Genomic DNA, 16,782 nt, shown 5'->3' on the forward strand with positions numbered 1-16,782 from the left:
TATAATTTATAACCACTCCCCTATCCTTTCTAGTTGTTTGTAGCTGTTAAATCTCAGGAATTTATCAAAATAAGGAGAGGCAATAAAGGGAGTAGTATCTCTTAAATAATTAGATAAGAAATCTGGTAGAATATTCTGAAATTCATGCATTTTTTGTCTATAATCTTTCAAAGCAATAACCTTTATTTTATCATAATCAAGTTTCCAATAAGAAAGCTCCGAGACTTCTTTTTTTGTTGTGTATTCCACTGCTAAAGCTTGTAAAATTAATTGCGGGAAAAATCCTGACATAACTTCCTCATTGGAAGGTGGTGAACCAAGTTTATAGTCTATAATTGCTACTTGCCCACCTGGTAGATACTCAACTCTATCACATCTTGCTGTCAATAAAATTTCTTCTGTCATTCGAGTATCTGACCAGCTATTATTACACAATTGTCTGGTGTGTTCATTTGCAATCAAATTTTCTGGATCCAAGTAGTCAAGCACTGGAATGACACCCTTCTTCTTAGTGGAAGTTGTACAGCATCCGCGCAGTTGTGTGTCACGCGCTGGAATATGAAATATCGGATAGGAAAAGCTCTTCTCCAACTCAACTTGATTGTTTCCAGTCCTATCAAACTCAACAAAAGATTGAATTATCCTCTGCAACCTTACCCACCACATATTTGAAAAGTGGAATCGATTAGACGAGAATATTTCTCGTACAACACTCATCAGCGACTTTTCGTTGCGTAAATATCTTGCAAGAATATTGTGTACCATAGTGCCAAACTCCAATATCGATGGCTTAAAATTCAAGTCTCTCAATTGCTTAAGGCCCAGTATATATTCAACGTAAAACGAATAAGGATTACGAATTAGCTTTTCTATTGCACTGCAAGACATCACTTGCATTTTTTCTTCTCTGACTTTGGCTTGAGGTTTTGGCATAGGCTGAGTACATGGAACAATACACTCAGGTGTATTTAATATTCTTAGCCAATCGCGGTAAGGATATTTTGGTTCTTGTAACAGAACTTCCAAATGGCGCAATAGAATTGATTTTCTATCACTCACTAGCCTCGTAATATAAACCTTGCCGGCACCAAATAAATTGCGCAAAGTATACAAAAAGTACCCTTGCTCTTCTTGCACAGAAGGAAGGTTAAATTTTTCTCTATTCAGTGCACTCAAAAACGGATTCTGAAAATTTGGTATATCATTAAATCCAGCAAGTATTACAACTTTATTTTGATATAAGCTAAATTTATCAAAGTTATTTTCTGGAGAAAAAAACTTCCTTTTTAAAAATAATATCAGGATTTGACTGTATAACTCTAAGGAACACTCAATTGCTATACCGTCACATGCATTTAAGAAATCGCGAGTAAAATTACCTATTTCACCATTTAGCTCTAGAAAATTCACATTAGAAAGCACATTAACACACTGTAAATGAGCTGCTACTATAGCAGAAATAGGATGATTTATAAGATTAAATAAAAGATTAAATATAGTTTCCAATCTACTGATAATAATTAATATATCTTCTTTATATCTTAGCTTTTTACATGTACTAATAGCGTTGATAATATCCTTAAGACCATTTATATCAAAGCTACGCAATACTTCTATCTCAAACTCAGATAAAATACGAGTGTACTCTTCTTGAGCGTAACCAAAAGTCACTAGCCTATGTTTAAGAAGAGAAAGCAATGCCACACCGTTCCATTTTGAGTTCAAAATCTCAATACTATAAAGCAGAAGCGTCACATAAGAATAGTTTTCCGATATGGGGCACGCCATACGAACTGCAAGTAATTTATCAAAAACAAACAAAGAAACGTTTTCATAACCTTCATTCTCTATAATTAGTGACGTCACCTGTGCTTCTTCCTCTCTGGAATTACAAGTGATGACTTCAATATTGTCAATATATCCATTACTAACTTTACTTAGATCGGCAGTTGTATCAAAGACATAATCTAGTTCAGGACTGCCTGTCATCCCAGCCCTCTGATTTTTAGTGTACGAACATTGTAATTTGCAGGTAATTTGAGTAGTAGATGATGTCATTCTAGTGCTTGACACTGGAATCCAGTTTCTATTGTACAGCCACCTGGTGCACTCATTTAAAGTTAAGTTTTCTGGATCCGAGCGTCTGGGCACTGGAGAACACACTTCTGGCAGAAAACTTACATCCTCTCTGCCTATACTTAAATAATCGAGCAGATCTTTCAGGCAATATTGATAATGTTTTTTATCAAGTGATTGCCAATCTTTCTCTTTAATTTTCAAATTCAGATTAGGTAAAATTATCTTTCCAAATGGCAGGTCGTATACAGCTTTAATCAACGACTTATAAATCTCCTCCTTCCCAATTCCAATAAAGATCATATGCTGATCTTTCTTCAGGGAGGCTATCATATTGTTTATGTAGTCACTCTTATGCTTTAGTATATCTACTACTCCTAAATTTTTTAAAGTGTTACTCCAAGTCTTGATAAGTAAGTTTATGAAATTCTCCATTTTCTTCGAATGCTCATCAAGCTGATAACAATCCGCTATTTGGGTATATTGAAGTAATGACGGCAAACTGTAAACTAGATCGATTGGAAAACTATCATTGTGTTTTTTATTCCACTCCAATATAAATTGAATGAGTAGCAGCGTTCTCTTTGTCGGGTTAATAACTTTAACTCTATCAAGATTTAATATTAAATCTTCTTCATCAATGTTTTCTAGTGAAACTATCTCTGGTAAAATTATAGTTCTGTAATTCTTGAATGCACTCAGCAATGCTATCACATCCCTCTTGCAGGGAAGTATGATCTTTATCTCGGGAATTTTTTCTCTTTCATATTCAGAAAATATGTGCTGAACCAGCACATCAAAAAGGGACTCATTCACATTAACAGTAAAAACTCTTCCCACTAACAGTAACAATTAATACAACACTTTTATTGTATAGAAATTATTTAAAATATAAATGTGCTCGCAGTTTCTTATGCTATGATATATTAAAGTCTTTCACAATATTACATGGCAAACATCAGAATAGAAGTTTTTAATAAATGTGAACAAGTTGGCCGCAGAAGGGTAGTTAATGTTTACTTGATTTACATAAGCAAAGAATTACCATCAAAATTACATGAAGAAATTTGTGGGCTATTTTATAATAAAGTCATACAAGACTGCCGTTATTATTCCTACAATGAAAACCTTAAAGAAGTTCAATATAACTTCATAGAATCACAAGCAAAGTGGGGCTTGGAGATAAGCTTTTTACCTGGCATGACCGATAACGTAGGAAACACGGCAAAACAAATTGTTAGAGAATATCTAATGAGCAAAGGCCACATTGATGAAAGTGTTTCTATCAAGGCAAGAAGTTCAAAATTGATTCTAAGTCAAGGGAACTTGCCAACTGAAGATGATATAAAACAAGAATTCAACCCTATCACTGAATATTGCACACTTATCTGTAAGAACTATAGCTGGAAATATTATGGTAAATCCAATATCACACCTGGTGTCATTACATCGCATGACCAGGAAAAAAAAGAATGGATCCCAGTGTCAAGCACTGGGATGACGCCAGGTAATAATGGAGCAAAATCTGTCAAACTCAATGTGAGTGACCAAGAGCTTGAAAAAATCAGCAGAGATGGAATCGATGGTAATGGCACTTTAGGGCTCTCGCTGGCAGCAATGAAAGCTATAAAGGATTACTTTAAAAAACTCGGTAGAAATCCATATGATATTGAACTTGAGTCTCTGGCACAGACTTGGTCTGAACATTGTAAACACAATATTTTTTGCTCCCCTATTGATGAAATAAAAGAAGGTCTATATGCTCATTATATTAAGCGTGCAACGCGTGAGATAAATTCTAACATATGCGTGTCAGTTTTCTCCGACAACGCAGGAGGAATAATTTTTGATGACGATTACTTGATTGTAGATAAAGTTGAAACTCACAATAGTCCTTCAGCTCTCGATCCGTTCGGTGGAGCAATGACTGGAGTGCTTGGAGTTAACCGAGATATAGTCGGTTTTGGCAAAGGTGCAGAACCTATCATGAATACTTATTACTTTTGCTTTGCCAAAGAATCAAAAGGCAAACTTTATAGAGATAAAGAGCGTACTGATAAAATCTTACCACCAAAATATATAATGAAAGAAGTGATTCACGGTGTTAATGTTGCTGGTAATTGCTCCGGTATTCCAACGCAACTTGGATCAGTATACTTTGACGATAGATTCTGTGGAAAGCCATTAGTTTTTGTTGGAAGCATCGGAATTATTCCACGGAATATAAATAATGCACCTTCACACATAAAAGAACCCAAAAACGGTGATAAAATCGTAATTATTGGTGGAAGAGTTGGAAGGGACGGAATTCACGGTGCAACTTTTTCTTCAGAGGCATTGTCGGGAAACAGTCCTTCAAAAATTGTGCAAATTGGTGACCCTATAACACAAAAAAAATTATCCAACGCCGTCGTAGAAGCAAGAGATCTTGGTCTTTATAATGCAATAACGGATAATGGAGCAGGAGGTCTATCATCGTCCATTGGTGAAATGGGAAAAGACGGATTTGAAGTTGATTTGAGCAAGGTTCTCCTTAAAAACGATGGTATGGCTCCGTGGGAAATATGGATATCAGAATCACAAGAGAGAATGACCTTAGCAGTGCCAGAAGAAAATCTTCCTGCGTTTAAGCAAATCATGAAAACACATGATGTGGAGGTCTGTGTAATTGGAGAATTCAACAAAAGTGGCAAAGCCGTTGTTAAATGTCCCCCAGGAGAAGTAATAATGGACATCGAAACTGAATTTCTGCATGACGGTAATCCCAAAGTGCATTTACAGACGAAACCGTGGTCTAAGGAGTCTACTGTATCCTTTCCTGTCATCCCAGTGCTTGACACTGGGATCCAGCAGGTAAAGCCTGCAAACATTTTACGCCAAAACCCATACGATGGTGGAGCTGAGCGTGAAATGGATTCCAGTCTCAGCTACTTGCATGACACCTTTGAACTAAAAGAAATGCTAAGCAGACCAAACATACGCAGCAAAGAGTTTATAGTGGTGCAATATGACCATGAGGTTCAAGGATCGTCAATACTGAAACCACTGCAAGGCAAGGGAAGAGTGTGCAGCGAAGCTGTTGTCTCGAGGCCAGTCCTTTCTTCAAACAAAGGTGTTGTAAAATCGCAGGGATTTGGCTCAAGTTATGGAGAAATTGACACTTATCACATGGCAGCATGTGCGATTGACACTGCCATACGCAACTACGTAGCTGCAGGAGGAAATATAAATCATCTAGCGTTGCTCGATAATTTTTGCTGGTGTGATGCTTATAATCCAGAAAGATTGTGGCAACTAAAGAGAGCTGCAGAGGCTTGTTACAACTTTGCAACTGCATTTAAAACACCATTCATATCCGGAAAAGACAGTATGTTCAATGACTTCAAGGGATATGATGAAAATGGCGAGAAAGTGATAATCTCTGCACCACCTTCATTACTCATCTCAGCAATTGGAATTATAGAAAATATTGAAAATGCGGTATCGCTTGATGTGAAAATGCCAGGGGACTTGATATATGTGCTTGGTACAACCCACGATGAGCTTGGTAGATCTGAATATCAGTTATATAGTGGAATAGATAATAACAACGTGCCAAAAGTTAATGCAAAGAGCGCTAGGAAGTTGTATGAACGTTACAACCAGGCAATAAAAGATGGCATAATTGTCTCTGCAATTGCACCAAACTTAGGGGGCTTAATTATTGCTCTGGCAAAATCGCTAATTGCAGGAGACCTTGGTGCTGAAATTGATCTTTCACTAGTACCAATAGGAAAAACACAAAATACAGACATAATAAACAAGATAATAATGTTTTCTGAATCGCAAAGTAGAATATTAGTAACCATTGCCCCGCAAAATCAGCGGAAGTTTGAAGAATTGTTTAAAGGTATAGTTTTTTCATGTATTGGAAAAGTGACAGAGGAGAAAGCTCTCAATATAAAGGATATTATAAGAATAGATTTGAAAGACTTAGGTACTAGTTTAAATAACTTTTGATTACGCTAGACAAATTTTTCATTATGTGTAATGTCTGATTAAAATAAATGCATGTTATTAAATTTGGGTAGGTGATTATGTCCATTTTATCAATACTCTTGCTTATCAGTCTTTCTTTACTTAACACTTCAAATAAATTAATGATATGTGCTACCTTATTTGTAGGAGCTACTTTAGTTGTAAACTCAATGGTTGAGTTTCATGGTAGAAGCAAAGCTACTTACAGCTTAATAGTGTGTACGGTGATATGCTGTCTTTTTAAATTGCAAAATTTTAGTTTGGTAATATTGGTTTCATATACTGCAATTCTAGTCTCTCTTCTCTCAAGCATAGTTATTTTAAAAAAATTAAAGTCCAAATTGAATTTTCATATGGCAAATTTCATCACTTTAATTATAGCATCAGTCATTGATAGTACGATTGTTTGTGTTGGACTACTATACAAAATTTCTGCAGGTAAATGCTTATCAAGATATATTAAAGATTTAATTTTCAAGTTTTCCTATGCATCGATATTGAGTATCTGCTTGTTTGTAGGAATGTATTTATTCTCCTTGGCAAGCAAGAAGTATTTTAAGGTTTCTGCATAACCCGTCTTCTGATATAGCCAAAATAGTTTAGATTTAACTATAACCGTCATTCCGCTATTTGTTAGCAGCTTGGCAGTATAATGTGAAAAGCTCTTATTCGGATAGCGGTTCTAAAATCAAAGTAATTGGAAACTGTTAACTTAAGTTATCCTTTAAGAGAGCTATAGTATTTTCTAAAATGGATGATAAAGTTCCATTATGGTATTACCAACCAAAAGCTGTAAGTCTGTATATTTATACATGAGAGGTCTGAGGCGGCTTTTGATGGTATGCCAACAGTATTCTATAGGATTCAAATCTGGTGAATATGTTGGAAGATACAGCAAATGACAGCCAAAAGACTCTATTAATGATTTTGTTTTAGTGGTCTTATGAAATGTAGCATTATCCATAACTATAGTTGTGCCAAGTGGCAATTTAGGTAATAACATCTTCTCCAACCATGTATTGAATACCTCTTTGTCACACCCACCTTTGAAAGTCATTGGTGCAATAAATCTCTTTCCAATCCACCCGGCTACTATACTGATTCTCTCTCGAGTTCTCCCTGGAATATCTGCATAAATTTTCTTTCCTCTTGGAGCGCGTCCATATTCTCGGTATAACTTATTATCAACTCCTGCTTCATCTATATATAAGATGCTGGAATGGTCTATTTTTGAGATTTTATCAATAAATTGCTCCCTATCTTCTTGATTGCGCTCTTGATATAGTGTGACTTTTTTTTAAAGTAATTTTTAGCTGTTTTAGTCTATACCAAATTGAGTTTATTCCAAATCCAAGATTTTGTTTCATCTCTGCCAGAGTATGATCTGGATTCTTTGTAACATATTCTTCGAGTATTTTGGGGTCTATTTTTCGAATAAAGCTACCGTTTTTAGATGGCTTGAGGCTTTCACCAGCAGCTTTCTTTTTTAACCAACGGTACAGAGTTGCTATTCCTATCTCCATAAGCTCTGCTACCTCAACCTTTGTCTTACCTTTTTCTATCATCAATACTGCCTTTTCCCTTAAATCCACACTATATGCCATTATAACTCAAATACTTTATTATACCTTTATCATTTACTTTAGGAAATACTATAGTACAATTTCTTACAGGTTTCATACATGATAAGAGTTTTATTTTTAGCTAAACCAATTGAAATAAGCTATAAAATCTGTTAAAGTCAACTTTGTGCAAGCACCCTTAGCTCAGTTGGATTAGAGCATTTGACTACGGATCAAAAGGTCGGGCGTTCAAGTCGCTCAGGGTGCACCATATTTTATAGGAAATAGAGGTCATGCTTGAAATTCATATGTGTAATACCTATCTTTAAAGGTAAAATACTGAGCTATTATATATGAACAAAAAAGACTATTATGATCTGCTAGAAGTGAGCAGAAATGCTAGTACTGACGAGATAAAAAAAGCATATAAAAAACTAGCATTAAAATATCATCCTGACAGAAATCCTGGTAATAAGGAAGCAGAGGAAAAATTTAAAGAAGTAACAGCTGCATATGAAGTTCTATATGACTCTGAAAAAAGAGCAGGTTATGATCGTTATGGTCACGATGGTGCTTCCGGTGGATTTGATTTCAGCCAAGCTGGAGGGGATTTTAGCGATATATTTAACGATTTTTTTGGTGGAGGATTCGGCGGCAGTACAAGTAGGTCAAGAACAAAAAGAAGTACAACAGGAGTATCTGGATCAGATCTGCGCTACGATCTTAAAATTACCTTAGAAGATGCATTTAAAGGAATACAAGCACCTATACATTATGTGACAAATATAAAATGTAATACATGCCAAGGCACAGGTAGCGAAGGAGCAATCAAACCAGTTCAGTGCAACACATGCCAGGGAAGCGGTAGAATTAGAACTCAACAGGGCTTTTTTACCATTGAAAGAACGTGTACTACATGCTATGGGGAAGGAGAAATAATACAAAATAAATGTAAGAAATGCGGTGGAAGTGGGCGTAAAAGAGATGAAGTAAATATCTCCGTTTCAATTCCAAAAGGCATAGAAGAAGGAGCTAAGGTAAGGGTCAGTGGTAAAGGAGAAGCTGGAGCAAGAGGTGGAAAAAGCGGAGATTTATACGTATGTGTGAAAATAGCTACTCATCAGATCTTCACTCGCAATAGAGCAGATTTACACTGTAAAGTGCCTATAAGAATGACACTAGCAGTACTTGGTGGTGAAATCGATATTCAATCAATTGATGGAGCTAAAATAAAAGTAAAGGTCCCTGAAGGCACTCAAACTGGTACCAAACTACGTTGTAGGGAAAAGGGTATGCCATATATGAACTCACATGCTCGTGGTGATTTATACGTACAGGTAATAGTTGAGACTTTAAATCCAAAGAATTTAACCCAAAAGCAGATTGAGCTATTAAAAGCGCTTGAGGAAGAGGAACATAAAAGTGTAGAGCAGAAATCTGAAGGATTCTTTGGAAAAGTAAAAAAAAAATGAGAAATTTGCTAAATGATATAAAGAGGTAGCTGTCTACACTTAATTCTTTTTACCAATTTGAAAGCCTTCTCTTTTAGTGAAAAGATTTTTTAAGTTATGCAAAAGTGATAAATTCCTTTATTTAAGGTCGAAGTTTTGCTATTCTCACATTTTAATAATTTAAAATTAATGAACATAAACAAAAATGAGTTTTTATTTCTTCCTCTTGGAGGAGTAGGAAGAATTGGGATGAACGTTAGCCTATATCATTATCAAGGCAAGTGGATTATGATCGACCTTGGTATCGGTTTTGCAGATGAAACTATGCCAGGTGTTGAGCTACTCATTGCTGATGTAGATTTTATTGCTCAAAGAAAAAAAGATTTGCTTGGAATAATAATTACACATGCACATGAAGATCACTGTGGTGCAGTGCCTCATCTGTGGGAAGATTTGCAATGTCCCATATATACAACAAAGTTTACAGTTAATTTTCTCAAGGAGAAACTAAAGGAGTTTCGATTGGAAGGTGTGGTACCTGTGAAAGAGGTAGACATAAATGGCAGCATAAATTTGGGTCCTTTTACCGTTGAGTTTATAAATGTAACTCACTCAATTCCTGAGGCAAATTCAATATTAATTAGCACTGAAGCAGGTAGTGCACTTCATACTGGGGACTGGAAATTTGATCCAAAACCTGTTGTTGGATTAATTTCTAATATAGAGCGTTTAAAAGAAATTGGCGATAAAGGTGATCTACTTGCAGCAATTTGTGATTCAACAAACATACTGAGCAAACACGACCCTGAATTAGAAAGTGAAATTTATGATAATATTTACAATATAATAAAGCGGTCTAAAAAATTGGTTGCTGTCTCGCTATTTGCCTCGAATGTGGCGCGAATTGAAACAATAAGCCAAGCTGCAAAAGCACTAAATAGAAAAGTGGTTTTACTTGGCAGATCTTTATGGAGAATAGTGAAAGTTGCTCAGGATAGTGGTTATTTAACTGATTCTCCTGAGTTTCTAGAAGCAAAGGAGGCAGTAAATTTTCCAAGGGAAAAGCTGGTGCTACTTTGCACAGGTTGTCAAGGTGAGCCACTGGCAGCTACCGCAAGACTTGCCGCTAAGAGTCATCAAGCATTTAAAATGCAGCAAGGTGATACCATGATCTTTTCATCAAAAATCATTCCTGGCAATGAAACTCGTGCACATAACATGCTCAATGCCTTTATTGAGATGGGAGTGGAAGTTATTACTGAAAAAACAGAGAATGTTCATGCTTCCGGACATCCAGTAAAAGCAGAGCTAAGGGAAATGTATTCTTTGATAAAACCTAAGATGTCTATTCCGGTTCATGGTGAGTATATTCATACGGATGCACATGTAAAGTTTGCTAAAGAGTGCGGTGTGAAAAAAGCAATAATGATTGCACCAGGTGATATTGTTAATTTGGAAAATGGGGAAAAAGTTAGCTCCATTGATGTCGACTACTTTGGTATTGATGGTATTTTACTCCTTCATCCAGAATGCAGCGTTATAAAAATGCGTGAGAGAATGAGAGATGCCGGAGCTATCGTAGTGACAGCAGTTGTAAACAAGAAAAATAAACTGCTCGCTAAGCCAAAAGTATTTGCACCTGGTGTTTTCGAAGCGCAAGAAGATGCAGCCATTATGCAAAAGATCATAAAGAAGGTTGAGTCAGCATTTGACTCACAGCCGATAAAAAAAATAAGAAATAAAATTGAGAGCTCAATATTTAGTATCTTAAAAGAATATTTACTAAAAAGACCTATAATTGAAGTCCAGATAGAACAGGTATAGAAATACACCTTTTTTTATTAACCATTATTTGAGTAAGAAGTTAACAATGTATTCTTTGATGTTATTTCAGCATGCAATACTGGAATCCGTAAAAAAAAATCAGTGTCAGATCACACAACTATACAAACATTGTGATTTGAATCTACCAGAAGGGTGCCATCTCAACGCCCAGGCAAACATTGTAGTTTTAGAACAATCTCCACCAGTAGGGTATCATCCCAGTGCTCTGAAACTGGAATCCAATTTTTCATGCAACCTTGTCAAAGACGTTTATTTTAGAATAAAACAGCTACTTTTATGCTTGCCACCTCAGTGCACTTACTTGCAGTCAAATTTCTGGATTCCAGTGTCAAGTACTGCAGAAATTGATTTACTCTACTGTCATGCAGTTTAACTTCAAAAGTAAGCTATTTGCTGAGATGACAGGAGGTAATGCAAGAAATCTAATGAAGCTATTCGTTCAACTGGTGTTATTTATTTCGTTATTTATTCCTTATTCCACAAAAGCTGTTTTATATGTTGATATAAAAAAAAGCAATATTGGTAATATTGATCTTGTTGTATCTAAATGTGCATGCAAGACAGAAGTGGAAAGTGAGCTAAGTGAAAGCATCACAAAAGTAATTGAAACAAATCTATCTAATTGTGGCTTATTTAATGTGAAACGTGACGCGAAAGTTGAGTCTTGGAAAAGCGATACTGTAGTCACAGTAAGTTTAAGTGAAGTATCAAACAGAAATTTAGAGCTATCTTTTCGTTTATCTGACAGCTTTACAAACAGAGAATTGCTTACTCAGTCGGTTGTTTTTCTAGCAAAAGACTGGAGGAAAATTAGTCATCTTGTTTCAGATCTGATACATGATAGATTGATTGGTGAGAAAGGGCATTTCAATACAAAAATTACATATATCGCTGAAGAAAAAGATAGCAATTACAAATCCGTCCGTAAAATTGCTGTGATGAATCAAGATGGAAGTAATATAAAGTACTTAACAAATGGTGAGAAATTTGTGTCAACACCAAGATTTTCACCAAATGGAAAGGGTATTGTTTATATCTCATACACAAATGGTAAAAGTTATATAATATTAAAAAATTTAAAAGATAACACTGAATCAATAATCAGCGCATTTGAAGGAGTTATTTCTGCACCAAGATTTTCTCCTGATGGTAAATCTCTTTTTATTTCCCACTCATTGAGTGGTGAAACAAATATATTATCTCTAGACTTAAACAGTAAACGAACAAAAAAAATTACTAAAGGTTCAGCTATAAGTACTTCTCCCTCTTTGTCTCCAGATCAAAAGTACATGGTTTTTAGTTCTGATATAAGTGGAAGTCAGCAACTATATATCATAGATTTCACTAAAAAAAGCAAAAAACCCAAGAGAATTAGTTTTGGAAATGGAAGATATGCTACACCTGTTTGGTCGCCAAAAGGAGATCTGATAGCTTTTACAAAAATTCAGTCAGGAAAATTTTACATAGGAGTTATGAAGCCAGATGGCAAAGAAGAGCGCTTGCTTTCAGAGGGGCATAAAATTGAATCTCCGGCATGGCTACCAAATGGCAGAGAAATTATCTTCACTAACGCAGAATCACCAAGCAACTCTAAATTATATTTAGTAGATTTAGTAAAGAAAAATCAAAAAATGGTTTTTACTCCAACGAATGCTTCTTTACCAGATTGGTCTTATTTTTGAAAGTAGATCTATAAAATCGTTATAAATCTTGCTTTATCTTAATCGTTTATAACCTTCGGTACTACGAAATACCCATGCTCCGATTTTGTATTGGATAATATTTCTTCTTTAATGTTTTGAGAATTTATAATATCATCGCGTACATGAATATCCTTATCTATAGTTCCATAACGCATAGGAGAAACACCTTCAGTATTAACTTTCAACAAAGTATCATGTATCCAATCCAGCATTGTCAGTTCTTTTGAGTAGTATTGAATCTCATCATCGGATAACTTAATCCTCACAAGCTGTGCAGTTTTAAGCATTTCTTCTTTAGTAATTGTTATTTTTCTCTTATTTGCAAATTCTATTAACGAAGTGATAACATCTTCTGTTGATCTAGCTGGCACTTTTACCTCCTTGCATAAAGCAAATTAAAATATTTGCAATTGAAACAACCTCTATCTTATCATTTTTTTCAAATTTGTGAAATACGGTGTCCGTAATTACTAATTTATCCAGAGAAGAGGAAGAGATTTTCTCAACTGCATTTCCTGAAAGTATTCCATGTGTAATGCATGAAACTACAGACTTTGCTCCTCGGTTTTTTAAAGCAAGAGCTGCATTACATAATGTTCCGCCAGAGTCAACTATATCATCAACAATGACGCAATTTTTGTTTGCAACTTCTCCGATTACATTCATTACCTCAGATGTACCTGCTTTTTCTCTATATTTATCTACTACAACAATATCATTATCTAACTTGTATTTTTCCTCTAAAATCTTTGCAAAAGCACGAGCTCTTCCAATTGCTCCAACATCAGGCGCAACTATTGCCAAATTCTCCTTGTATATAGAGTTAACAAATACTTTAAAACAGCTTAAATTAGTAACTGATATATCAAAAAAACCTTCAATTTGACTTGAATGCAAATCAATAGCAGCAACGCTATTTGCACCTGCAGTTTGAATAAGATTTGCAACTAATTTAGCACTTAAAGCAGATTGCATATTATTGTTTTTAATAACCCTATCCTGCCTACTGTATCCGTAATAAGGAATAATAGCCGTTATTCTCTTGGCTCCTGACCTCTTTGCTGCATCAATTGTAAGCAGAAGCTCCATAAGGTTATCATTTACAGGGGAAGAAATAGATTGTACTACGTATACTTCTTGATCACGTAGATCATTTGCTACTTCTACATTTACCTCACCATCAGCAAATCTTGACACCTGAGTAGGAAATAGCTGAGCATTTAGCCCACTTGCTATTAAATCTCCTAATTGTTTACTAGCGCTACCTATTATTATCTTCATATATATCAATTAAGTTTTGAAAATTATACAGAAACCATGGAATGATTAAAACTTTATTCTTGCCGTCAAGTAGCTCATGGAAAAGAAAAAGTTACTCGAAACATTTCACCGATGTTCCTTATCATAATAACGGCACTTGCTGAGTGCATTAAGTAATTTTATGCGCAGTGGAATGATAAAAAGCGTTTTCACAAACACATTTTACTACATAATCAGCGCTAATATTAAAATGCTTATAAAGAGCTTCATAAGGTGCTGATTCTCCAAAATTTTTCATGCCAATAAATATACCGTTTGAACCTATATATTTATGCCAACCCACTTCACTTCCAGCTTCAATTGCAACTTTAATACTGCCATTATTTAATATTACCCCTTTATATTCATCACTTTGCTCGTCAAAAAGCCTCCAACACGGCATAGAAATGACCCTTGTACCTACACCTTTTTCCTGTAATTTTTCTCTTGCCTCAACTGCAATTTCAACTTCAGATCCGGTAGCAAATATCGTCACTTCTAGCTTCCCTGAATATTCGCATAGTATATATGCACCAAATTTTGATAGGTTGGCCAATTGGTCAGTATAAGAGTGCATGTAATTAATATTTTGCCTTGAAAGCGCAAATAGTGCAGGTGACTCTTTTTTTTCAAGTGCAATGCTAATGCACTCCAAAGTTTCAATTGCATCTGCTGGCCTAAAAACATACAGATTTGGTATAGCTCTCAAAGAAGCTAAATGCTCTATTGGCTGGTGAGTTGGACCATCTTCTCCTACTCCAATTGAGTCATGAGTCATTACATAGATAACCTGCTGCTTCATCAAAGCTGAAAGACGTATAGCAGGTCGGCAGTAATCGGAAAATACTAAAAAAGTTCCACCATAAGGAATAATTCCACCATGAAGAGCCATACCATTCATACAAGCTGCCATAGCGTGCTCTCTCACTCCATAGTGTACATAAGAGCCACTATAATTATTACTATCTATTGCCTGCATGTGCTTATATTTAGTACAATTTGAACCGGTAAGATCAGCAGAGCCACCAATTAGTTCTGGCATAGACTTAGTTAATAGTTCCATTACTCTGCCGAAAGAAGATCGAGTAGCTTCGTTTGGCATTAGCTTACATATTTGTTTCTTCAGATCAGCCAAATCACTCTCGATATTATTCGGCAAACGTTTCTCAAGTCTTCTTTGTAGTTCTTTATTGATCAAGGATGTATAGTTTTGCTTTGCCCTCTTAACTGTTTCTATCCAAGCGTTTCTCACATCTTCTGGTACATGAAATGGTTCATAGTCCCAATTTAATTTTTCTCTCATCTGTTTTACATCTTCCTCTGTAAAGGCACCACTATGAGCAGAAGATGTGCCAGCACGGCTCGAAAATTTTCCGATAATAGTTTTGCAACAGATTAGTGTAGGTTTATCAGACTTTTGCGCCTGCTCTATTGCAAGGGATATAGCATCAAAGTCATGCCCATCGATTTTGTCAACATTCCATCCATACGCTGAAAAACGCTTTTCTACATCATCAGAGCAAGAGAGGCTAGTAGAGCCGTCTATAGAGATGTCATTGTCGTCAAAAAGTGCTATCAGCTTATTTAATTTAAGATGCCCAGCAAGGGACGCTGCTTCATGGCTTATACCTTCCATAAGACAGCCATCTCCTAGCATTACGTAAGTGTAATGGCTGATTTCAAACTGCTTTGCAAGAATCGATTCAGCAAGTGCCATGCCAACAGCAGTGGCAAATCCCTGACCAAGCGGGCCTGTTGTTGCTTCTATACCAGAAGTCAAGCCAAATTCTGGGTGACCTGGAGTTTTTGATGTAAGTTGCCTGAAGTTTTTTAGTTCATCTATACCAATGTAGCCTGTCAGATATAATATAGAGTATTGCAGCATCGAACCGTGACCATTTGATAGGACGAAACGATCTCTACTGATCCATTGAGAATCATCAGGGTTATGGTTTAGATATTTAGCAAATAATACAGTGGCAACATCTGCCATGCCAAGTGGCATACCTGGATGTCCAGAATTTGCTTTTTGTACTGCATCAATTGATAAAAAGCGGACAGCATTTGCCATGGATTTTAGTAGTAGATGATTCATGTATTAATAGGAAAACTTAAAAGTGAAGTATACTATATCATAGCGGCAAAAACAAGTTGACACTTAATGTTAAAATCATTAATAATTTATAGTTAGATTGTGAGAATTTTTGTATGACAACTGTTATCAATAGAAAGTATAGAATCAGTCGCAGGCTTGGTGTAAACTTATGGGGTAGAGCAAAAGATTCGGTCAATAAAAGAAAATACCCTCCAGGTCAGCATGGTATTCTTGGATTTAAGAAGTTATCTGACTTTGGTAAGCAGTTTGCTGCACATAAAAAATTTAAGTTCTACTATGCAATTTCAAGCAAACAGCTTAGACGTACATTTTTAGATGCCTACAAAAGAAAGGGTTATACGGCTGATAATTTTATTGGTGCCTTGGAATCAAGGTTAAGTTCTGTTTTATATCACTCTGGTTTTGTGCCAACAATTTACTCGGCAAAACAGCTTATATCTCATAAACATGTTACAGTTAATGATAAGGTGGTTAACATATCAAGTTATAGAGTGAAGCCTGGTGATATAGTAAAAATAAGGGAAAGAGCAGCAAAAATTCCTATATTAATAGAGGCTGAACAAAAACAAGAACGTAAGGCCCCAGATTATTTAGAGGCAGATAGCAAAGCACTTTCAGTGAAGTATTTGAGAGCGCCTCAATATTCCGAAGTCCCATATTCAGCAGACATGGAAGTCAATTTAGTAGTAGAATTTTACTCTAGATAAACAACA

11 protein-coding genes and 1 tRNA gene are annotated in these 16,782 nt (G+C 35.6%); 6 read left to right on the forward strand and 6 right to left on the reverse strand.

Translation table 11 applies throughout. From position 1 onward, the window contains the following. Nucleotides 1-6 precede the first annotated feature (6 nt). Nucleotides 7-2,916, reverse strand: a complete 2,910-nt coding sequence (locus OM962_RS00165; protein WP_264330461.1) for a PD-(D/E)XK nuclease family protein — start codon at nt 2,914-2,916, stop codon at nt 7-9. A 108-nt stretch (nt 2,917-3,024) separates the two neighbouring features. On the opposite strand from OM962_RS00165, the gene OM962_RS00170 reads away from it, so the two are divergent. Continuing rightward, nucleotides 3,025-6,075, forward strand: a complete 3,051-nt coding sequence (locus OM962_RS00170) for a phosphoribosylformylglycinamidine synthase subunit PurL (protein ID WP_264330424.1) — start codon at nt 3,025-3,027, stop codon at nt 6,073-6,075. Between the two features lie 763 nt (nt 6,076-6,838). On the opposite strand, the gene OM962_RS00175 is transcribed toward OM962_RS00170, so the two are convergent. Both OM962_RS00175 and OM962_RS00180 read right to left on the reverse strand, forming a co-directional pair. After that, entirely contained in the window at nt 6,839-7,339 is a 501-nt protein-coding gene (locus tag OM962_RS00175; RefSeq protein ID WP_319606738.1) for an IS630 family transposase, read from the reverse strand. Nucleotides 7,340-7,349: 10 nt separating this feature from the next. Further along, a complete protein-coding gene (locus OM962_RS00180; protein WP_213864026.1) occupies nt 7,350-7,697 on the reverse strand; it encodes an IS630 transposase-related protein in 348 nt (115 codons plus the stop codon). Between the two features lie 151 nt (nt 7,698-7,848). Between OM962_RS00180 and OM962_RS00185 the strand changes: the two genes are divergently transcribed. From OM962_RS00185 to OM962_RS00200, 4 genes are all read left to right on the forward strand, one after another. Then, nucleotides 7,849-7,926: transfer RNA gene (locus OM962_RS00185), tRNA-Arg, on the forward strand. Nucleotides 7,927-8,008: 82 nt separating this feature from the next. Then, nucleotides 8,009-9,127: a molecular chaperone DnaJ gene (dnaJ, locus tag OM962_RS00190; protein ID WP_264330425.1), complete on the forward strand. Its 1,119-nt coding sequence runs from the start codon at nt 8,009-8,011 to the stop codon at nt 9,125-9,127. Between the two features lie 168 nt (nt 9,128-9,295). Then, nucleotides 9,296-10,930 carry a ribonuclease J gene (locus tag OM962_RS00195; RefSeq protein ID WP_264330426.1) on the forward strand — a complete coding sequence of 545 codons (1,635 nt, stop codon included), beginning with the start codon at nt 9,296-9,298 and terminating at the stop codon, nt 10,928-10,930. Between the two features lie 446 nt (nt 10,931-11,376). Next, complete coding sequence (locus tag OM962_RS00200; protein ID WP_026092717.1) at nt 11,377-12,633, forward strand: Tol-Pal system protein TolB; 1,257 nt, start codon at nt 11,377-11,379, stop codon at nt 12,631-12,633. 38 nt (nt 12,634-12,671) lie between these two features. Here OM962_RS00200 and gatC read toward each other — a convergent pair whose 3' ends face one another. From gatC to tkt, 3 genes are all read right to left on the reverse strand, one after another. After that, nucleotides 12,672-13,025: an Asp-tRNA(Asn)/Glu-tRNA(Gln) amidotransferase subunit GatC gene (gatC, locus tag OM962_RS00205; protein WP_007302647.1), complete on the reverse strand. Its 354-nt coding sequence runs from the start codon at nt 13,023-13,025 to the stop codon at nt 12,672-12,674. Continuing rightward, nucleotides 13,015-13,935 (reverse strand): ribose-phosphate diphosphokinase, encoded by a 921-nt coding sequence (locus tag OM962_RS00210; protein WP_264330427.1) that lies wholly within the window; start codon nt 13,933-13,935, stop codon nt 13,015-13,017. The genes gatC and OM962_RS00210 overlap by 11 nt, the downstream gene beginning before the upstream one ends. A gap of 148 nt (nt 13,936-14,083) precedes the next feature. After that, nucleotides 14,084-16,048, reverse strand: a complete 1,965-nt coding sequence (gene tkt / locus OM962_RS00215) for a transketolase (RefSeq protein ID WP_264330428.1) — start codon at nt 16,046-16,048, stop codon at nt 14,084-14,086. A gap of 113 nt (nt 16,049-16,161) precedes the next feature. Here tkt and rpsD point away from each other — a divergent pair, with 113 nt between their 5' ends. Continuing rightward, the gene (gene rpsD, locus OM962_RS00220; RefSeq protein ID WP_006012690.1) at nt 16,162-16,776 is read left to right on the forward strand and encodes a 30S ribosomal protein S4; all 615 of its coding nucleotides are present in this window, start codon (nt 16,162-16,164) and stop codon (nt 16,774-16,776) included. The last annotated feature ends 6 nt before the right edge of the window (nt 16,777-16,782 follow it).

The organism is Wolbachia endosymbiont (group B) of Erebia ligea, assembly GCF_947179575.1.
Classification (GTDB): Bacteria; Pseudomonadota; Alphaproteobacteria; order Rickettsiales; family Anaplasmataceae; genus Wolbachia; species Wolbachia pipientis_C.